Source organism: Ensifer sp. EB106-03-01-XG145 (genome assembly GCF_058792075.1).
On record NZ_JBYTEC010000045.1, the window covers coordinates 1 to 18211 of the forward strand.

Annotated in this window: 19 protein-coding genes and 1 pseudogene; 11 read left to right on the forward strand and 9 right to left on the reverse strand. The window is 62.3% G+C overall.

All coding sequences use genetic code 11. The annotated features are described in order from the left end of the window. A pseudogene (locus tag AC3WWH_RS33850) lies at positions 1 to 285 on the forward strand (hypothetical protein); the annotation flags it as partial. Then, positions 254 to 1105 carry a polyphosphate kinase 2 gene (gene ppk2, locus AC3WWH_RS33855; protein ID WP_492377589.1) on the forward strand — a complete coding sequence of 284 codons (852 nt, stop codon included), beginning with the start codon at positions 254 to 256 and terminating at the stop codon, positions 1103 to 1105. The pseudogene AC3WWH_RS33850 and the gene ppk2, both read left to right, overlap by 32 nt. A gap of 117 nt (positions 1106 to 1222) precedes the next feature. Here the strand turns inward: ppk2 and AC3WWH_RS33860 are convergent, their stop codons facing one another. From AC3WWH_RS33860 to AC3WWH_RS33875, 4 genes are all read right to left on the reverse strand, one after another. After that, complete coding sequence (locus AC3WWH_RS33860; RefSeq protein ID WP_057252140.1) at positions 1223 to 1693, reverse strand: hypothetical protein; 471 nt, start codon at positions 1691 to 1693, stop codon at positions 1223 to 1225. Positions 1694 to 2023: 330 nt separating this feature from the next. Beyond that, complete coding sequence (locus AC3WWH_RS33865; protein ID WP_058325178.1) at positions 2024 to 3904, reverse strand: patatin-like phospholipase family protein; 1881 nt, start codon at positions 3902 to 3904, stop codon at positions 2024 to 2026. A gap of 433 nt (positions 3905 to 4337) precedes the next feature. After that, positions 4338 to 4868 carry an MgtC/SapB family protein gene (locus AC3WWH_RS33870; RefSeq protein ID WP_058325177.1) on the reverse strand — a complete coding sequence of 177 codons (531 nt, stop codon included), beginning with the start codon at positions 4866 to 4868 and terminating at the stop codon, positions 4338 to 4340. A 115-nt stretch (positions 4869 to 4983) separates the two neighbouring features. Beyond that, complete coding sequence (locus AC3WWH_RS33875) at positions 4984 to 5430, reverse strand: pseudoazurin (RefSeq protein ID WP_082641243.1); 447 nt, start codon at positions 5428 to 5430, stop codon at positions 4984 to 4986. Positions 5431 to 5581: 151 nt separating this feature from the next. On the opposite strand from AC3WWH_RS33875, the gene AC3WWH_RS33880 reads away from it, so the two are divergent. The 5 genes from AC3WWH_RS33880 to AC3WWH_RS33900 all read left to right on the forward strand — a co-directional run bounded on the left by AC3WWH_RS33880 (position 5582) and on the right by AC3WWH_RS33900 (position 9036). Further along, on the forward strand, positions 5582 to 6238 hold the full coding sequence (locus AC3WWH_RS33880) for a MarR family winged helix-turn-helix transcriptional regulator (protein ID WP_058325176.1): 657 nt from the start codon (positions 5582 to 5584) through the stop codon (positions 6236 to 6238). A gap of 211 nt (positions 6239 to 6449) precedes the next feature. Next, the gene (locus AC3WWH_RS33885) at positions 6450 to 6998 is read left to right on the forward strand and encodes a carboxymuconolactone decarboxylase family protein (protein WP_058325175.1); all 549 of its coding nucleotides are present in this window, start codon (positions 6450 to 6452) and stop codon (positions 6996 to 6998) included. A 48-nt stretch (positions 6999 to 7046) separates the two neighbouring features. Continuing rightward, complete coding sequence (locus AC3WWH_RS33890; RefSeq protein WP_082641242.1) at positions 7047 to 7610, forward strand: peroxiredoxin family protein; 564 nt, start codon at positions 7047 to 7049, stop codon at positions 7608 to 7610. Positions 7611 to 7622: 12 nt separating this feature from the next. Further along, on the forward strand, positions 7623 to 8330 hold the full coding sequence (locus AC3WWH_RS33895; protein WP_058325174.1) for a glutamine amidotransferase: 708 nt from the start codon (positions 7623 to 7625) through the stop codon (positions 8328 to 8330). Continuing rightward, positions 8323 to 9036, forward strand: coding sequence for an MOSC domain-containing protein (locus tag AC3WWH_RS33900; protein WP_058325173.1), 714 nt, complete (start codon positions 8323 to 8325; stop codon positions 9034 to 9036). The genes AC3WWH_RS33895 and AC3WWH_RS33900 overlap by 8 nt, the downstream gene beginning before the upstream one ends. Here the strand turns inward: AC3WWH_RS33900 and AC3WWH_RS33905 are convergent. After that, positions 9026 to 10486, reverse strand: coding sequence for an FAD/NAD(P)-binding protein (locus AC3WWH_RS33905; RefSeq protein WP_245299316.1), 1461 nt, complete (start codon positions 10484 to 10486; stop codon positions 9026 to 9028). The two genes, AC3WWH_RS33900 and AC3WWH_RS33905, sit on opposite strands and share 11 nt — an antisense overlap. A gap of 20 nt (positions 10487 to 10506) precedes the next feature. Then, positions 10507 to 11688 (reverse strand): FMNH2-dependent alkanesulfonate monooxygenase, encoded by a 1182-nt coding sequence (gene ssuD / locus AC3WWH_RS33910; RefSeq protein WP_058325181.1) that lies wholly within the window; start codon positions 11686 to 11688, stop codon positions 10507 to 10509. Positions 11689 to 11874: 186 nt separating this feature from the next. Between ssuD and AC3WWH_RS33915 the strand changes: the two genes are divergently transcribed. The 4 genes from AC3WWH_RS33915 to AC3WWH_RS33930 all read left to right on the forward strand — a co-directional run bounded on the left by AC3WWH_RS33915 (position 11875) and on the right by AC3WWH_RS33930 (position 15326). Then, on the forward strand, positions 11875 to 12423 hold the full coding sequence (locus tag AC3WWH_RS33915; RefSeq protein WP_082641240.1) for a flavin reductase family protein: 549 nt from the start codon (positions 11875 to 11877) through the stop codon (positions 12421 to 12423). Between the two features lie 178 nt (positions 12424 to 12601). Further along, complete coding sequence (gene tauA, locus AC3WWH_RS33920; protein ID WP_492377590.1) at positions 12602 to 13609, forward strand: taurine ABC transporter substrate-binding protein; 1008 nt, start codon at positions 12602 to 12604, stop codon at positions 13607 to 13609. A gap of 77 nt (positions 13610 to 13686) precedes the next feature. Next, entirely contained in the window at positions 13687 to 14478 is a 792-nt protein-coding gene (locus AC3WWH_RS33925) for a taurine ABC transporter ATP-binding protein (protein WP_058325171.1), read from the forward strand. Continuing rightward, positions 14475 to 15326: an ABC transporter permease subunit gene (locus tag AC3WWH_RS33930; RefSeq protein ID WP_113399334.1), complete on the forward strand. Its 852-nt coding sequence runs from the start codon at positions 14475 to 14477 to the stop codon at positions 15324 to 15326. Before AC3WWH_RS33925 ends, AC3WWH_RS33930 begins: the two co-directional genes overlap by 4 nt. Before the next feature lie 22 nt (positions 15327 to 15348). Here the strand turns inward: AC3WWH_RS33930 and AC3WWH_RS33935 are convergent, their stop codons facing one another. From AC3WWH_RS33935 to AC3WWH_RS33945, 3 genes are all read right to left on the reverse strand, one after another. After that, on the reverse strand, positions 15349 to 16755 hold the full coding sequence (locus tag AC3WWH_RS33935; protein WP_058325170.1) for an FAD/NAD(P)-binding protein: 1407 nt from the start codon (positions 16753 to 16755) through the stop codon (positions 15349 to 15351). Positions 16756 to 17077: 322 nt separating this feature from the next. Further along, the gene (locus AC3WWH_RS33940) at positions 17078 to 17689 is read right to left on the reverse strand and encodes an RBBP9/YdeN family alpha/beta hydrolase (protein WP_492377591.1); all 612 of its coding nucleotides are present in this window, start codon (positions 17687 to 17689) and stop codon (positions 17078 to 17080) included. Between the two features lie 262 nt (positions 17690 to 17951). Further along, the coding region (locus AC3WWH_RS33945; RefSeq protein ID WP_492377592.1) for a hypothetical protein at positions 17952 to 18211 on the reverse strand (260 nt) is incomplete at its 5' end.

An 18211-nucleotide genomic window follows, 5' to 3' on the forward strand; every position in this document is an offset into this window, starting at 1 on the left:
GGGGATCTGGCCGACGAACTGAGGGTGCGCGACATTGCCCTCGGTCTGGCCGAGTTGCACACCGACGCCCGCGCCCTCCTCGACCGGGCCGGCATCATCGAAAGAATTGGGCCGAGCATGATCTTCGAGGGCATGGAGGACGCGCTCGACGCTTACGAGGCGCGGTACGGAGAAGGCGCGGCCGCGGACGGAGAAATCGCTGTGAACCCCAACGCCATGAAAACAGCGCACAGTATCGAAACGGGAGGGAACGATGGGAAAGCACGAAGGCAAGAAAAAGAATAAGGACAAGAGCGGCCCAGACAAGGCTGCCGTAGCTGCGGTATCAGAGGAGCGACCATCCGGCGGCTACGCCAAGGAGATCGCCCGACTGCAGGAGGAGATCGCACACCTGCAGGCCTGGGTGAAAAAGACCGGCGCCCGCATCGTCATCGTCTTCGAAGGACGCGATGCCGCAGGCAAGGGCGGCGTGATCAGGCGGCTTACCGAGCGCGTCAGCCCCCGTGTCTTCCGGGTCACGGCTCTGCCCGCCCCCACGGAGCGGGAAAAATCCCAGATCTACATGCAACGCTACATTCAACACCTGCCGGCGGCCGGCGAAGTGGTGATTTTCGACCGGTCCTGGTACAACCGCCCGGGCGTGGAACGCGTCATGGGCTTCTGTTCGGATGACAGCGCGCGGCGTTTCCTCGAACTCGCACCGCGCTTCGAAGCGGCAATGGTCGAAAGCGGCATCGTCCTGCTGAAATACTTCCTCGATGTCAGCGAAAAGGAACAGGAGCGCCGGTTCCGCCAGCGCATCGCCGACCCGTTGCGCCAGTGGAAGCTCAGCCCCATGGATGTCGAATCCTATCAGCGCTGGTGGGACTACACCCGGGCCTATAACGAGATGATCCGCATGACGGACACTGAGTATGCGCCTTGGTGGATCGTACCGTCAGACGACAAGAAGCGGGCGCGGATCAATTGCATCTCGCATATTCTCGCCTCGATCCCCTATGAGCGCGTGAAGTTTTCCGAACCGGACCTCGGCAAGCGCCAGAAGCGACCGGCCGGCTTCGCAGACGACGATCACGTTCGCAGAACCGTACCTGACGTCTTCTAAGGCTGATAAGCCCGCGCCTTCTGGCGCGGGCTTACAGAAACGGTTGAGCGTTCCCTGATAGTAGGAATGCGGAACCACCGATGCCGGCGCGTCATTCGACACCGGGTATGGTCGCGCCTAGGCCTTGTCCGGAGCCCAGTTCAGGAAGAACCCGACATCGCCGGGCACACCGCCCGGAAAGTTGATGATCATCGCCTTCAGCTTATAGCCCTGCGGCTTGCCGTATGTCTGATAGCGATCGAAAAATTCCTTCGCCTTGCCCTGCAGGGTCTGCGGCCAGTCACGGTCAGCGCTGTTGATGGCGCGTCCGCTATCCGTGCAAAGCTCGGAGGGGAAGCTATAGACCAACGCCTCGAATTTACCGGCCTTGACGGCGTTTGTGACAAGGCGGCGGACGATACCAATTTCCTCTTCCGTCACATGTTCTTTGAGAAAATCAGCGGCAAAGTCGGCATGCTTCTGTTCTTCGAGGGCTTTCAGCCGCCGCTCCTTGTCCATCTCCTCCATTTCGCGCTGGAGCATCTGCTTTCTCAGATCCTGGGCGCTTAAGGGTTTTGCGGTCGGGTCTAGATCTTTTTTCTCAGGCATCGTGTCGATCCACTTCAAGCAAATGGGAACACTGTGGCGGGGCACACGCTTGCCGTGCGCCGTATGCCAAAGACGTCCCGCAGGTACATCCAAGGGAACCCGATCGGCATACCAATCCGGGGACGAAGCATTTTCGAATTCGAGCCGCTGCCTGTACGAGGGCTCTCTATTTATTGATCTTTCTCACCACCAAACGGAATAGCCGATGCGGGCTAATCCCCCACAAGGCTATCCTAAAATACTACAACCGCAAGAGGACGGTGACAATTCGGAATGAGCGATGATATTCACCCGGAACTCCGGGGACAATCACGTTTCACCGCCACATTTTCAACCACCAAATACGCCCCTGCTACCAATTGTCTGCGACAGCTCGTGCCCAGACGGAATGCCAAGTATCTGTAGGAGCTTCGGGTCGCTCTCGCTGAGGCGGTCCTCGATCCATCGTTTCGTCCAGTCGTGAGCTTCGACGTAGAGCTCGGAATGCCGGCTCCAGTCCATGAACCCGATTGCGCTCGAAATTGGCGGGGAGACGAGCAGGTCGCGTTCACCGAGCATGACTTCTTCCGGCCTGTGTGCCAGCACGCTCGCCGTAATCACCTGAATCACGCTCGGGACCTTCGGCAGATTGGCACGACCGAAGGGTGTGAGCATCCGCACCGCCAATTCGGACGCTCCCGGGATGCTGTCATAGTCGATATGATGTTTCCGTGGTCCGTCGGACCCCAGGCTCGCGACCACATTGGGGCCGGTTTTGAGTTCTTTCATCTGCTCCAGCGGCAGATTGTTCATGATGGCGCCATCGACAAGCATATCGCCTTCGGCCGTAAAGAACGGCGGCAGGACGCCGGGGATCGAGCCTGACGCCCTGACAGCCTGCCAAAGTTTTCCCCGGCGATGGACATGCGCCTGCCGGCTGCTGAGATTGGTCGATAGAGCGAAGAACGGAAGCCAGAGGTCCTCGATCAGAACGTCGCCATATTCCGCGTGCAGCGTGCGGTCGAGCACCTTGTGATCGAGCAGCGCATATTGCGGCAAGGTGAGGCGACGAAACGCGCGGCTCTTGACGAAGATGAGATGTGTTCCCCGATCGATGGCGTCGGCGTCCAATCCACTGGCGAAGCCAGCCATGATAGCGGCTCCGGAACTGGTACCGCCAAGATAGTCGAAGGACGCACCCGCCTCGACGAATGCCTTGTAGACACCGATATGCGCGCAGCCGAGCGAGCCCCCGCCGGCGGCGACAAAGCCCCTGGCCTCACCTGAGAGGAAACGGGCCAGACGTTCGACATCTAACCGATCTTCCAGCGAAACGTGGTGATGCTGGCGAACGCCGGGCCGTGCGTCGAGCCAGGCGGCGGTTCCGGAAACCGTTGCCGCGCGCGTCCGGTGAACGAGCACGAGCCGAAGGTTGGACGGCGTATGGACCGAGAGCGCTAACGCCTCGCAGGGGCTTAGGCCCGGCGGGTCTGATGCATCGGCAAACAGCAGGACGTTGTCGGCCTGGCGGATGCACACACGCGTCCAGTCGCTTGGCTCGTCATCGGCGACATAAACGATGATATCCGCCTTGATCTCGAGATGGTTCAGCCAGTCGAGCACCGGCTGATCGTCGATCGGAAGCTTGGCGAAGCGGTCTTCGAGAACTCTTCGGGTCAGGAACACGGCCCGGTTGTCCGCAGCAAATGCGGTGCGGAGCTGTGCGATGAAATCAGGGGAAATACGACTGCGGCCCGCAGGAACGATCGCCAGCGTCCGGAGCCTGCAGGGCTGCTTGGTCTGCGCCGCCGCTGGAGACTGCATGGCGAACCGGCGCGCGAGAAACGTCGTCACCGACTGGCGCAGGCTGGGCAACGCCTTGGCAGCCCTCTCGAACTGGTCGTCGCGAATCTCGAGTACTATGGAATCACGCGCTGCAATCACGGTGGCAATGCGGGGCAGCGCGGCAAAGAAGCCGACCTCACCGACAAGCTCGCCCTGGCCGATCTCGGCGACGGGCTGGGCAGCTCCCTCGCGGTGCACCGTGAAGCGGCCCGACAGAACGACGAAGAAGCGGTCCGAGCGGTCTCCCTCACGAACGAGAATCTCGCCGCGGCGCAAGATCCTGCGATCGGAGTTGGCGGCCAGAGCCTCCAAAGCGGACAAAGACGTCTGGTCGAACAACAGCGTCGCCGATAGCAATTTAGCAGCAAAGGAACCGGTAGAGTCCATCGAACCTTCCTAGTTGCGTCTGTCGACTTTAGCGGTTCCGACAGGAATTGCCGAACAGATTTGGTGCGATCCGCCATCGACCAGGAGCGCGGTGTGCTCAAACCGTCGACGAGCGACGCTGTTTGTTCGGCTATCGTCCCACCAATTAGATGAGATAAATCGCACAATATCTTGTTTTCATAGATATATTCCATTTATCGGAGAGACCGATCGCTGCCATGCGGACGAGAAGCAGTACGCTTCCAGCCCGCCAGAATCTTTCCCTGCACAACGCTCTGCCGGTCTGAGATTTCACGAGAATGAGCTGGGAAAGAGATCCCGTATAGCAAGCAATAATAAATATAAAAATCAAAATAGTAGCGTCGTTAACTCATGCAAATTGATAACTTTTTTAGATGGCCGGGCGCTCGATCATATCACGTGAGGGTCAACCCTAACGCCTGGCGTGGGTATTGCTCGCCTCGTCCTGTGGTTCGACGTCCGGCTTTTGGTGGGGCATGGCCCGCGCCTCGATGGAGCCGATGACGAAGAGGACAGAGAAAGCGGAGGCAACCGCAAGGCCACCGACGACCCATTGACCGAAGCCCACCGCAAGACCGATGGCCCCCGCGAGCCAGAGGCTGGCGCCGGTCGTTATCCCCTGAACTTCCCCCCTGGAAAGCACGATGGTGCCGGCGGCGAGAAAGGCGACGCCCGCCGTCACCGCTTCCACAACCCGCAACGGATCGAGGCGGACGCGATCGTCGAAGAAACCTCCGAGACGGACGCTTTCGAGCGAGATGATGCCGAAGGTGCAGGCTGCAAGGCAGACGAGCATATGGGTCTTGAGCCCCGCCGGCCGCGCCTTTGCCTCGCGCTCGAAGCCGATGACGGCACCTAAAAACAGCGCACCGAGGATGCGCGCAAATATGACGGGATAGGGAATCTGTGAAGGCGGGAACAATTCGGCGGTGATCTGATCCATGCGGAACCAACGCGAAGCCTTCGCATTGGTTCCGCATGATGGCGCCGCGCCTCACCCAGTGCGCGGTCGCCAGGAGCGGCCTGTCCCCACCCCGCTCCGAAGCGTAGCCGGACGCTTAGTTTCCGAGCGCCGCCAGGGCGGCATCCAGGCGCTCCTGCGCCTTCTTCGGGTTCTTGGCAGCCTTCACGGCGTCGAGGTTGGCAGGAGCGTCGCCAACCTGGACAACGCCGACCATGCCCATGCCGTAGTGCGGCGTGCATTTGACGGCGTAGACCCCGGGAGCGGTGAAAGTCACCTTGTAGTTTTCATTGATCTTGCTTTTGAAAACCTCGGCGCCATCCGGGATCATGCCCTTGATGGATTCGACATTGTGCCCCTTGTCGGTGGGGATGAAGGTGACCGTGTCACCGGGCGCAACTTTCAGCGATGTCGGCTCGAACACCATCGCACCGTCCTTGCCCTTGTTCAGCATGTGCACTTCGAAGTCTGCGGCGGCTGCAGGTGCTGCGACAAGCATTGCCGCGATGGCGATACCCAATCCGCTCTTGATTGCATTCAACATCGTCTTCTCCATTTGAGCGACCAGCCCGTGCTCGGGTTGTTCGAACAGAGAAATAGGCCCGCGATCCCCCCTCTACTTTGATGCGCGTCAAATTCGCGGCGCTTTTCCAACGCTCATTGACAATACATAGGATTCCTATACAAATGACGCCATGAGCAACGAACCTGGTAATACACCCACCTTGGTCGACCGGATTGGTGACGGGCTATCGCGCGTGGCAACGGCCATGCGCAGCGAGGCTTGGACGACCGCCGAGGCGATCGGCCTCAATCCGACGCAATTGCAAATACTCACCTTTCTCGTCGCCCGCGACCGAAGCGGTATGCGCGTCAAGCAGATCGCCGCCTATCTCGGCGTCAGCCAGCCGACCACGACGGATTCGGTCAACGCGCTCCTGCGCAAGGGGCTCGTCGAGAAACGGGCCGACCCCAACGACGCGCGGGCCCTTTCAGTCGCGGCGACGCTGCAGGGCGAAGCTGCGGTTCGCCAGGCCGGTCAACTGGCATCGGCCACGCAGGACGCCATCGCGAGCCTCTCCAAGCTCGAGCAGCAGGACCTGTTGATACACCTCGTCAGGATCATCCGCCGCCTGCAGTCGGCTGGCGCCATTCCGGAACAGCGCATGTGCGTCAACTGTCGCTACTTCCGCCCCCATGTCTACGACGATCCGAAGGCACCGCACCATTGCGCCTTCGTCGATGCCGCATTCGGGCCGGCGGAGTTGCGCGTTGACTGCGGTGAATTTGAAAGCGCCGACGATGCGGACCGGGACGCTGCCTGGCGGGTTTTCAACCGCGGCGCGGCCTGAAATGAGAATGAAAGGAAACACACGCGCCGGCAGCCGAGCCGGGCGCAAGACCGAGCGAGCGGCCATGCTCTCGCCACCAGCTTCAACATCGGAGCCCGCGAGCACCGTTCTCAGTACCGCGAGCGGGTGCCGATGATGTCGGCGCCGGTCCGACGACTGCCATCGGCGGACCGGCAATTTTCTCCCTCCACGCAAATAGAAAGAGAAAACCATGAGCAGAATTAATCTAGTTGACCCCAATTCGGCAACCGGCGCCAGTGGCGAGTTGCTTGGCGAGATCCGCTCCGCCTTCGGCATCGCCCCCAACATGTTCCGGGCGGTCGCCAACTCGCCGGCTGCCCTTGCCAGCATGTGGGGTTCTTTCGGCGCGCTCGGAAACGGCCGTCTCGGCGCCAAGCTCGGCGAGCAGATCGCCGTTGCCGTCGCCGACCGCAACGATTGCCACTATTGCCTGGCCGCCCATACCGCGCTTGGCCGCAAGGCCGGGGCGACCGCGGAAGAAATGGCGAATGCGCAACGGGGCAAGTCGTCCGACCCGAAGACGGCGGCGGCGTTGACCTTCGCCCAAAAACTCGTCGAAGCACGCGGCCAGATCACTGATGCCGAAGTGCGGGCGCTGCGTGATGCCGGTTACGACGATCAGGATGTCGTCGAGATCATCGCCCATGTCGCGCTCAATCTCTTCACGAACTACATCAACGTCGCGCTTGCCGTACCGGTCGATTTCCCCGGTGTGAAGCTCGTTCGCGAAGCGGCCTGACAAGGCGGCCGGACGGCAGCGCCCGTCCGGCCATCTCCGGAGATGACAATGAACAGCAACTATCGGATCGCCGCCCCGGAACTCGCCGTTTCGACCTGGTTCAATACGCCTGCGCCTTTCAGCCTCGAACGGCTGCGCGGCCGGGTCGTTTTCCTCCATGCCTTTCAGATGCTCTGCCCCGCCTGTGTATCGCACGGCCTGCCGCAGACTCAGCGCGTCCAGACCGTCTTTCGCGAGACCGACCTGCAGGTCATCGGCCTGCATTCGGTGTTCGAGCATCACGCGGTCATGACGCCGGACGCGCTCAAGGCCTTCATTCACGAATACCGGCTGACGTTCCCGATCGCCGTCGATCTGCCATCGGATGACGGGCCGATCCCGAAGACGATGGAGCGCTACGGTATGCGCGGCACGCCAACTGCGATCATCATCGGCCGTGACGGTCACGTTGAACACCATCACTTCGGGATCGAAGACGACATGGTCATCGGCGCGCGCCTCGCCACGCTGCTCGCGACCCCGATCCCGGACTTCTCTGCCGCTGGTCCGGAAGCGCTCGGGTGCAAGAGCGACGGCTGCACGGTCCCCAACACGCATGATGGACGCCGCTAGAGGAGACGGATGATGACTGCAAGGAAGGCCGTCGCCGTGCGGCATGTGCATTTCGAAGACCTTGGCACCTTTGCGGATCCGCTGCATGCGGCGGGGTTTGCCATCGAGTATCGAGATGTCGGCGATGCAGACTATCTTTCGTTCGATCCGATCGAGCCGGATCTTCTCGTCGTGCTCGGCGGCCCGATCGGCGTCTATGAGGAGGCGGCCTACCCCTACGTCGCAAAAGAGATCGCGATGCTGCAAGCGCGTCTTTCCGCAGATCGGCCAACGCTTGGCATTTGCCTGGGTGCGCAACTGATCGCTCGGGCGCTCGGCGCTCGCGTCTATTCGTCCGGCATCAAGGAGATCGGTTTCTCACCGCTGAGCCTCTCTGCTTCAGGCCTCGCCTCACCTCTCCGTCATCTCGCCGACGTTTCCGTGTTGCACTGGCATGGCGATACCTATGACCTGCCGCCCGGCGCTGACTTGCTGGCGTCGACGCAGCAGATCGCACAGCAGGCCTTCATGCGCGGGCGCAAGATCCTCGGCCTGCAGTTTCATCCTGAGGCTGAAACGGGTGCTGCCTTCGAACGCTGGCTGGTCGGCCATGCCTGCGAACTGGCGGCGGCAGGATTGAGCGTGCCGGATCTTCGTGCCGATGCCCAGCGCTTCGGCCCCAGTCTGGAGCGCGCCGCCGCAGCGATGATTGGCGATTGGCTGGAGCAGATCGATGATTGATCGGCAGCCGATCTCCCTCGACGCCTTGCTCGTCGGCAGCCTCGCGCCGATCGACGATCGGGGGACGCTGAGCGGCATCGACAAACATCCGCTGGACGGCGCCGTTGAGCTCTGTGCCGCCGGCTTTTCCGGCGATCATCAGGGCGATCTCAAAAGGCACGGCGGTGTCGACAAGGCGGTGCATCACTACCCCCGGGATCATTATCGGGCCTGGACGGACGAGATCGGCTCCATACCGCTGTTAAAACAGCCGGGCGCCTTCGGCGAAAATCTCTCGACCCTGGGGCTGACGGAGGGCGATGTCGCGGTCGGAGATCGGTTTCGCCTCGGCGGCGCCCTTCTGGAAGTGAGCCAGGGCCGGCAGCCCTGCTGGAAATTGAACCGCCGCTTCGACTTGCCCGACATGGCGCGGCGCCTTCAGCAATCCGGCCGCACCGGCTGGTACTATCGCGTCATCGAAGCCGGACTGGTTTCGGCCGGCGACCGATTGCACCTCGTCGAGCGCCGTCATCCCGAGTGGACGATCGCCCGGCTCTGGCACTTTCTCTACGTCGATACGCTCAATCGCCACGCGCTTGAAGAGATCGCCAATCTTGCCATTCTTCCATCCAGCTGGCGGGACTATGCGACCAAGCGCCTGCAGACGCGCACGGTCGAGGACTGGTCGCTGCGTCTCGATGGTGAAACCACGCCGGTCAACGGCTAGCGGCGCCGCGAACGGTCGTTACCGGCCTCTGCTGAATTTTTGCCACGGAAGCGACACGTCGGCCGCTTCGCTCAGGCTTCAGCAGCATGCCTGCAATCTCTTCGGCGACGAAAATCGCTTGATCGTTGACCTGTGGCAGGCCCATGAGCTCCCCGAAGGTACCGCGCGCCAGCGGTCCGGCAACGATGAGCGATGGCTCAGCCGTGCCGTTCACCCCGATCGCGCGGCTTGCCTCGTCGCAGGCGAGGCCCAAGCCCACGTCATCCAGACGTAGCCATCCCTGTGAAGCAAGGTCTGCAAGCCAGGCCTGACTCGAGAGAATGCCGGTATGAGCCGGGCCGGTCGTCACCACACAGGCATCGAACAGCAGGCGCTCCCGGTGACCGGTGTGTCGGTGACGGATATCGACGGCGATGACATGACCGCGTCTCTCCACCTCCTCGATCGAAGCGCCGAGGATTCGGAGCCGCCCTTGCTCCAGCCCATGCAGGATCGTTCCATCGATCTGCGGCGCCACGCGAAAACGGTGAACGTCCCAGAAGGGACGCAGATGGCGCACGAGGCGGCGGCGCTCCGCCACCGGCAGCGCCCGCCAGATCTGGCCACCCTGGCTGCGAAGCGCGTCGAAAACCCCATGCCAGCTCGTGCCGATATCGGCCGCGTCCTGCACGGCACGTCGGACGCGCTTCAGCAATTCGAGCGCGGTTCGCACCGGGTCGCTGGTGAAATCGCCGAACGGCTCCTGGGGCACTCCGGCATGGCCGCGTGACCGCAAGCCCCGGCGTGAAAGGGCGACGACCGGCCCGCGATGATCGGCGAGCCCCAGCGAGGCAATCACGTCGGCTGCCGTCAGCCCGTTTCCGACGACAAGGACGTGATCATCGGCGCGGATGCAGGCCAGGGCACCTGCGACCGTGGAATCCGCCACATAGCGCGGGTGGCCGTCAAGCGCCTGATCCAGGCGCCGCGGGGCACAGGGCGCCGGATGGGTGGTGGCGATAACGACGATATCGGCCAGCAGTTCGGTGCCGGCTGAACTGCTCAGCCGCCAACGATCCCCGTGACGATCGATATGCGCGACACGTTCGCGCCGATGCTCGACCTTTCCACTTTTCAGGAACGGCGCGACGAACTCGCAGACGTAGCGACCAAAGACCGCTCGGCGCGGATAGAGATTGCCATCGACCGCCAGAGCCTCGGGATCGCCGCGCGGTTCACCTTTTGCCGCCATCCAGTTGAGGAAATCGTCGGGATCATCGGGGATCAGGCTCATGCGCGCGGCCGGCACATTGATACGGTGCGCAGGATTGTCCGTGTCATAGGCGAGGCCCGCGCCGAGGCGCGCCCGCGGCTCGAAGACGATGATGGTCGCGCCGTCGCTTGCTGCGTTCCGCGCGAGATTTGCAGCAACCGCCGCCCCGGTGAAGCCGCCGCCGACGATTGCGATCACGGTTCGGCGCGCCGGTCCTGTCACGATTGGGAAACCTTCAGTTTCGGACGATGATCGCCGGCAATCGTCTCGCCAAACGGCCCGGTGTTGATCGACGCTTCGCGGGCCGGAACCGCATGGGCAAGCGGCAGGTTCGGCAGCACCAGTTCACCGAAACGATAGGCCTCCTCCAGATGCGGATAGCCGGACAGGATGAAACTATCGATGCCCGCCTGGCGGTATTCCTCCATGCGAGCCTTCACCTGGTCGGGGTCGCCGACAAGGGCCGTGCCCGCGCCGCCACGCACCAGACCGACCCCGGCCCAGAGGTTCGGAGCGACTTCAAGTTTGTCCCGTCGGCCGCCATGCAGGCGGCTCATGCGGCTCTGACCAACCGAATCCATACGCTCGAACACCTTCTGTGCGGCGGCAATCGTGTCGTCATCGACATATTGTATCAGTTCGTCGGCCGCCTGCCATGCCTCCTTGGCGGTTTCGCGCACGATCACATGAAGGCGGATGCCGAAGGTCACGTCCCTGCCCTCGGCGTCGGCGAGCGCGCGAACTTCGGCAATCTTCCTGGCAACGTCTTCGACAGGCTCTCCCCAGGTCAGGTACTTGTCGATCGTGCGCGCCGCCACTTCCTGGCCCTTGCCTGAGGAGCCGCCGAAATAGAGCGGCGGATGCGGCTTCTGCACCGGCTGGAACAGGAGCTTCCCGCCCTCGATATCGAAGTGGTTTCCCTTGAAATCGACTTCTTCGCCGCGAAGCACGGCCTTGTAAATGTTGAGGAATTCCTCGGTCACCTCGTAGCGCTCCGTGTGCGAGAGGTGGATACCGTCGCCCTTGTTTTCGATCGGGTCGCCGCCGGTGACTACGTTGATCAGAAGCCGCCCATTCGAGAGCCGGTCGAGCGTCGCCGTCATGCGCGCCGCCAGCGTCGGTGATAGAAGCCCTGGCCGCACCGCAATCAGAAACCGCAGTTTCTCCGTGAGCGGCGCCAGCGCCGAGGCAACGACCCAGCTGTCTTCGCAGCTGCGGCCCGTCGGAATGAGAACGCCGTAATAGCCGAGCGAGTCGGCCGCCTGAGCCACCTGCTTCAGATAGTTGATATCGATATTGCGGCCGCCACGTGTGGTGCCGAGATAGCGGCTGTCGCCGTGGGTCGGCAGAAACCAGAGAACATTGATCTTTTCGGGGATTTTTACGGGCGCAGTGTTCATCGGCAAATGCCTCCTCGCAAGCTCGTTTTCGGCAGCCATGATCGCCTTGCCGATTATAAAAAGCATAAACTCTATAAAATTTATTGACAATCAAAAATCAGGCCATCATTTTCGATGCGAGGAAAAATTTTTCTCGTATCGCCGGTTTGCGATCGGGAATTAGGCGAAATTTTCGAGGGACTGGCCATGACGATCGCGCTCGCCGCATCTCCAGCATTCGACGCAAGTATTCCAACCAGCAACGGCTACGAACCGATCACGGCGCTCGCCCTCAAGGCGGCGATGCGCAATTTCTCAGGGGGCGTCTCCGTGATCACTGCCGGCATCGGGGACGACCGGACGGGTGCCACCGTCACCTCGGCGACGGCGCTGTCGGTGGACCCGCCGACCATGATCGTCAATATCAACCGGACGTCTTCGACCTGGCCGATCATCCAGCGCTACCGGCATTTCTGCGTCAACGTCCTCTCGCGAGAGCACCAGAGGGTGGCGGAGCGCTTCTCCGGCCTTGACGGAGCCAAGGGCCCTGCCCGCTATGAGGGAGCCGACTGGGTTCGGCTGGCAAGCGGCGCGTCGGCATTGAGCGGCGCGTTGGCCGCGATCGACTGCGAGGTCGAGGAAATCATCGAGCGCCACAGCCACGCCATCATCCTCGGCCGGGTCGTGGCGATCAGCGCGGGCTCCGGCGAGCCGATCGTCTACCACAACGGCCGCTACGGCGGCCTTGATCTCTAGCTTCGCCGCGGGACCCCGGCAGGCGCACGAAGCTGCGCCGAAACGCTCAATTTTGGAATGGGACCACTGCGGTTCAGAGAAATGCGGAATAAATTATCTATATAAAATCCACCTTTTTAATCAGCATTGTGATGAGGCTCCGGAGCGGGGCCAGGACCCAACCGTTGAGGAACACACAATGACGATCCGCAGACGCACCCTTCTTGCCGCAAGCGCGGCCCTGCTTCTGGCCAGCCAGGCCACCTTCCCCGCTCTCGCCGCCGAAACGACGCTGACGATCGGTTACCAACCGATCGTCGAGCCGTCTCGGGTGCAGCAAGCGGATGGCACCTACGAAAAAGTCACCGGAGCCAAGATCACCTGGCAAAAGTTTGATGGCGGCGCCGACGTGATCGCCGCGCTCGCCTCCGGGTCGATCGACATCGGCTATGTCGGCTCGTCGCCGCTCGCCGCGGCCGCCAGCCGGCAGCTCCCCCTCGAAACCGTCTTCGTCGTCGGACTGATCGGCGAAGCCGAGGCCCTCGCCGTCAAGGGCATCGACAAGCCGGAGCAGCTTGCCGGCAAGAAGATCGCGACCCCCTTCGTTTCGACGGCGCATTACAGCCTGCTCACGGCCCTGAAACACTGGAACATCGATCCGAAGTCGGTCGAAATCCTCAACCTTCGCCCCCCGGAAATCGCGGCTGCCTGGCAGCGCGGCGATATCGACGGGGCCTATGTCTGGGATCCGGTGCTTTCCGAGATCAAGAAGACCGCAACCGTGCTTGCGACCTCGAGCGATGTGGCGAAATGGGGAGGTCCTACCTTTGATGCCTGGATCGTCAGCAAGAAGTTTGCCGAGGAGCATCCGGATGTCGTGACCGGCTTCGTCAAGGTGACCGGCGACGCCTATGCGGATTACCGCGCAAAGCCGGAAAGCTGGAGCGCCGGTTCGCCGCAGGTGGAGAAGATCGCCCGCCTCACCGGTGCAAAGCCTGAGGAGGTGCCGAACCTGCTCAGGGGCTACTATTTCCCTTCGCTTGAAGAGCAGGCAGGTGCCGATCTCTTGGGCGGAGCGACGGCCAAGGCCATCGCCGAGACCTCGGCCTTCCTGCTTGAGCAGGGCAAGATTCCCGCGGTGCTTCCGGATTACACGTCCTACGTCTCCGCTCGATGGGCGCAGGAGGCAGCGAAGCTCTCGTTCTGAGACCGCCCGTTCGATAGCTCGCCCTTCCAGATGGCTGGGCGAGCATGTTGAGGTGCCACCCAGCCTGGAACAGCAGGATGTCCGTTCTTTCGCTCGAAAATATCACGCTGCGCTACGCGGCTTCCGACAACAGGACCACACCGGTTCTCGCCTCTATCAATCTAAAGATCGCCCGTGACGAATTCGTCGTCGTCATCGGTCGCTCCGGCTCGGGTAAGACCAGTCTTCTCAATCTGGCGGCTGGCTTCGTGGCGGCAAGCAGCGGTCAGGTCTGCGTCGATGGCCGTCCAGTTGCGGGTCCCGGTGCAGATCGGGCCGTGGTTTTCCAGGACGATGCGCTCTATCCGTGGCTGACCGCTCTCGACAATGTCGCCTTTCCACTTCACCTGCGCGGTATTGCGAGGCCGGAGCGGCTGGAGAGAGCGCGGAGCCTCCTCAACCGGGTCGGTTTGCCCGATGCGGCGGACCGACACGTCTGGGAGCTCTCCGGCGGCATGCGCCAGCGGGTCGGTATCGCCAGGGCGCTCGCGTCAGACCCGAAGTTCCTGCTGATGGATGAACCGCTCGGCGCACTCGACGCACTCACGCGCAGCCGGATGCAGGGGTTTCTTCTCGATGTTTGGCAGAAGAGCGGCGTCGGCGCGCTCCTGATCACACATAGTATCGAGGAAGCGCTTCTGCTCGCGACCCGGATCATTGTGCTCGCGCCCAATCCCGGGCGCATTGCCAGCGAGATCGCAACCACGTTCGGTCGGGATCTTCTAGCCGGTGCACCGCTCGCCGAGATACGCAGTTCGCCTGCGTTCCGGCACTTGCATGACGAACTGACCGCTCTCATCCATGCCGAAGACGAAGGGATCGCCGCATGAGCCTCTCGATCGAAAGCGCGCCGCCGACGACGCATCAACCGCGCGACATCGTCGAGCAACCGGAACGGGGCACGACGAGATCGCCGCTACCGCTCGCCTGGATATCCCTGGTGACGATCGTCGCGTTGCTCGCCCTCTGGAGCCTTGCCTCCAGCCACGGTCTCGTCTCGGCGCTCTTCCTGCCCTCGCCGCTCGCCGTCTACAAGGCTCTGCAAAGCCTTGCCGTCACAGGCTTCGTCGACGCGACCCTCGCCCAGCATGTGGGCGCCAGCCTTCTGCGGATTTTCGGGGCTCTTGCAGTCGCAGTCCTCCTCGGCGTGCCGGCCGGTATCGCCATCGGCACAAGCCGGCTCGGGAAAGGCATCCTCGATCCGATCGTGGAATTCCTGCGCCCCTTGCCGCCGCTTGCCTATTTGCCGCTGGTGATCGTCTGGCTGGGGATCGGCGAGGCCTCCAAGATCGCGGTCATTGCGCTCGCAATGTTGCCGCCGATCATTCTGTCCACGGCGACCGGCGTCAAATCCACCTCGAGCGATCACATCAACGCGGCCCGCGCCTTTGGCGCGTCGCGTCTGCAGGTGCTACGCCACGTCATCCTGCCAAGCGCCCTGCCTTCGGTCCTGACCGGGACACGGATTGCGCTCGGCGCAGGCTGGTCGACGCTGGTGGCGGCCGAACTGGTCGCGGCAACACGCGGCCTCGGCTTCATGATCCAGTCTGCTGCCCAGTTTCTGGTGACCGATGTGGTGATCGCCGGCATCGTCGTTATCGCGGCCGTCGCTTTCGTCTTCGAGATGACGACGCGCCTGCTCGAGCGATGGCTCGTACCGTGGGCGACACGACGCTGACGCCTTGGGAGATCCGGTGTCGTCACCCGGTCTTCAGCGTCACGCGATGTCGGGTGGCGATCAATCGCGCCGCCGCATAGGTCTGCGTCACGATTTCGGGCACAAGGTCGATGTCCGGCAGGCTGCCGACGCCGAGCGGTCCGATCGCATAGAGGTTACGCGTCGACTGCCCGCCGGCCAGAACTTCGCCAGCCGGGCTGACGGCAATCCCAAGACTGAGCTCGTCCGGTTCCGCCAGGCCACCGGCAAAAAGGCTCTGCATCAGCGGTGCCCGAAGGTCCGGCGCCGAGCAGCGACAGTCGATTACCTGATCGGCGGAAAGCAACGTCTCCTCGTTTTCACCCGCCCAGCGCACCATCAAGCCATCAGGACGGCGCTTGCCCGCCCAGCCCTTCCGAATGGTGGTTTGCCCGCCGGCAAGCTCCTGCTGGAGCCGCAGGTGCAGGGGCGCCGGCAGGCGGTTGCGGTGGCTGTCATAAATCGACCGGAGGTGCCGGTTGAACCGGTGCTTTTCCTCCTCAGGCAAAGATTGCCAGAGAGAGCGAGCGCGCCTGCGCAGGCCATTCATGGCCGCCTGCCAGCCAAGGCCGGCGGCTTCCGCCTCTGCGCAAGCCTGCCGGACGAAGCGGACGATATCGCCGAGCCGGATCGGCATCGGCTCGACCGGAAAGGTCGGCGCCGCCGCCAGACGCGTATGCGGCTGCGGCAGAAAGCCGTGCCGGGAGAGAATGGTGATCTCGCCGGCAAAGCCGTTGTCGCGCACTTGCAGCAGGCGGTCGACGACGCGAACGCCGCTGCCGAGCAGGACGGCATGACGCGGCACGACGAGGCGGCGGGCGCGCACCGGCGGCTTCTCCTCTTCGGCGATCTCCATCTCGCCCTGGCGAAGGCCGAAGCCGGTGGCCAACACGACGGCATCGCACTCCACCGTTGCTTCCTCCTGCACCACCAGGAAGCGGCCATTGGATTGCTTGCGCAGCCCCAGTACCGCCTGACAGGAAAGCTGCATTGAAATATCGGGCCGGCGGGTCAGCGCTTCGGAAAAGCGCTGATAGACGTAGTCGCTGAAGATGCTCTTCGGCACGAAAATCTGCTGAAAGCCGGGAATGGCTGCGGAAACGGCCGCGCGGAATTCGGCATTCGCCAACAGCCAGTCATTGAAATCCTCCGGCTGGCCGGCGGCGACCGAAAGGTCGCGCACTCGGCTGTTGAGGATCTCGCCACTCTGGGCGGCGGCCAACACCTGCCCGCCGCTGATCGTCGGCTGCGGATCGAAGAGGTGGACGTGGAACGCAGTCCGCACCGACTTCATCAGCGCAATGGCCATCATCACCCCGGAAAAGCCGCGGCCAATGATGGCGATGTGCGGTTTGGCTCTCGCAGCGGCCCCCTCGGGAGCGACCTTCGCAAACAATCCATGGACAGTCATCTGCACTCTCCCATGGCCGGTTCTCCCCGGCAAAGTCTGAAATGCATGGCTGTTTCGGTTCGGAACGCGGACACCGACCGAATGGTGAATATTGCCGACCGAGGTCTCGATATACGACATAGTCGCGGGGTCGGGAAAACATAGCGCCCGCCGCGGCAGCGGTCGAGCCCGTACCCGTTGTTCTGGTTGGCCTGGCACTTTGGTGCATGGTCATCCCTAAACGGCATACTCTATAAAGTTAGTGCGCTATTAGAGCGCGAAACGATCTGAACATCAAGTGCCATGTGGAAGAGCCCGTCGGGCTGGCTCTCGTCACAAGGCTTCAGGCCAGGCCGCTCGGCACGGGTGAGCGGTCCATCACCTCAAGTTCGATCGGTTGCGCGGGCGCCGGCTCCCGGCGCGCGATGCCGTTCAGCACACGCAACAGATCATAGCCATGCGACCAGCGGCCGAAGCCACTGGCGATATTGATATGGCCGGCATAGCCAAGGTCGACGAGACGGCTACCCCATCGTGTCGAAACGTGCCGCAGGCGGTCGAAAGGCATATAGGGATCGTTGAGGCTGCCGACGACGAGGCTGGAAAAAGGGAGCGGCAGGTCGGGCATCGCGCCGAAATCGATGGCGCCGGGATGCAGGCGGTCGGTGGGGTCAAGGTCGCAGGGCGCAACAAGCAGTGCGCTGCGCACATGTCTTGCCAGGGGACGCCGCGCCAGGTTGGCAACAAGAACCGAGCCGAGGCTGTGGGCTACCAGGTCGACGGTTCCGTGCCGGAGGATTTCGCGTTCGAGAGCATCGCGCCAATCATCGAGCCTCGGCCGGTTCCAATCGACCTGTTCGACCAGAGCGGCATCCGGGTGATCTCTCAACCAATGGCGTTGCCAGTGTCCCTCGTCGGACCCGAACAATCCCGGAATGATGAGCGTTTTTGCCATGACATCAATCTCTTGCGAAGGCGATGCGGGAGTTACAACGACCCGTTGCAGGCAGGTCCGGTTCTGGACCGACTATGCGCAACCGACAGACGGCGGAGAAGCAAGGAACGCCTAATATCTATAAAATCGATAGTATTTATTTTCATGTCTGAAAGTTACACCCGCGTGATCGACAATCCGGCATGGAACAATATTCGCAGTAGAGTGTTTCCATCGACGCGGCTCAAAAGCGAAATCAGTTTCCTTGTGACCCGTCCCAGCGTCAAAAATTTGCGTTGTTGGAGCCCGTGAAATTGTTAGTTTGGCGCCGAAATACACCGGCGCTCTGACAAGCCGGCCAACCGGCGACTTGATGATCGGTTTGGATGAGGGGATGGCGCGACCGTTTGCGGTTGCAGGGCTGAAAAGGTGACTGGAATTTGACGGACCGACGCAATGGGAGCCGCTGGCGATTTCGCCAGCCGAGTGTTTTGCCTGGCTTTGGGCTGTCGCTCGGGATCACGCTGAGCTGGCTGGTGCTGA

Bases quoted from the DNA above. Each gene is read 5' to 3' on its own strand.
- ppk2 (WP_492377589.1), top strand. From the start codon at position 254: ATGGGAAAGCACGAAGGCAAGAAAAAGAATAAGGACAAGAGCGGCCCA.
- AC3WWH_RS33860 (WP_057252140.1), bottom strand. From the start codon at position 1,693: ATGCCTGAGAAAAAAGATCTAGACCCGACCGCAAAACCCTTAAGCGCC.
- AC3WWH_RS33865 (WP_058325178.1), bottom strand. From the start codon at position 3,904: ATGGACTCTACCGGTTCCTTTGCTGCTAAATTGCTATCGGCGACGCTG.
- AC3WWH_RS33870 (WP_058325177.1), bottom strand. From the start codon at position 4,868: ATGGATCAGATCACCGCCGAATTGTTCCCGCCTTCACAGATTCCCTAT.
- AC3WWH_RS33875 (WP_082641243.1), bottom strand. From the start codon at position 5,430: ATGTTGAATGCAATCAAGAGCGGATTGGGTATCGCCATCGCGGCAATG.
- AC3WWH_RS33880 (WP_058325176.1), top strand. From the start codon at position 5,582: ATGAGCAACGAACCTGGTAATACACCCACCTTGGTCGACCGGATTGGT.
- AC3WWH_RS33885 (WP_058325175.1), top strand. From the start codon at position 6,450: ATGAGCAGAATTAATCTAGTTGACCCCAATTCGGCAACCGGCGCCAGT.
- AC3WWH_RS33890 (WP_082641242.1), top strand. From the start codon at position 7,047: ATGAACAGCAACTATCGGATCGCCGCCCCGGAACTCGCCGTTTCGACC.
- AC3WWH_RS33895 (WP_058325174.1), top strand. From the start codon at position 7,623: ATGACTGCAAGGAAGGCCGTCGCCGTGCGGCATGTGCATTTCGAAGAC.
- AC3WWH_RS33900 (WP_058325173.1), top strand. From the start codon at position 8,323: ATGATTGATCGGCAGCCGATCTCCCTCGACGCCTTGCTCGTCGGCAGC.
- ssuD (WP_058325181.1), bottom strand. From the start codon at position 11,688: ATGAACACTGCGCCCGTAAAAATCCCCGAAAAGATCAATGTTCTCTGG.
- AC3WWH_RS33915 (WP_082641240.1), top strand. From the start codon at position 11,875: ATGACGATCGCGCTCGCCGCATCTCCAGCATTCGACGCAAGTATTCCA.
- tauA (WP_492377590.1), top strand. From the start codon at position 12,602: ATGACGATCCGCAGACGCACCCTTCTTGCCGCAAGCGCGGCCCTGCTT.
- AC3WWH_RS33925 (WP_058325171.1), top strand. From the start codon at position 13,687: ATGTCCGTTCTTTCGCTCGAAAATATCACGCTGCGCTACGCGGCTTCC.
- AC3WWH_RS33930 (WP_113399334.1), top strand. From the start codon at position 14,475: ATGAGCCTCTCGATCGAAAGCGCGCCGCCGACGACGCATCAACCGCGC.
- AC3WWH_RS33935 (WP_058325170.1), bottom strand. From the start codon at position 16,755: ATGACTGTCCATGGATTGTTTGCGAAGGTCGCTCCCGAGGGGGCCGCT.
- AC3WWH_RS33940 (WP_492377591.1), bottom strand. From the start codon at position 17,689: ATGGCAAAAACGCTCATCATTCCGGGATTGTTCGGGTCCGACGAGGGA.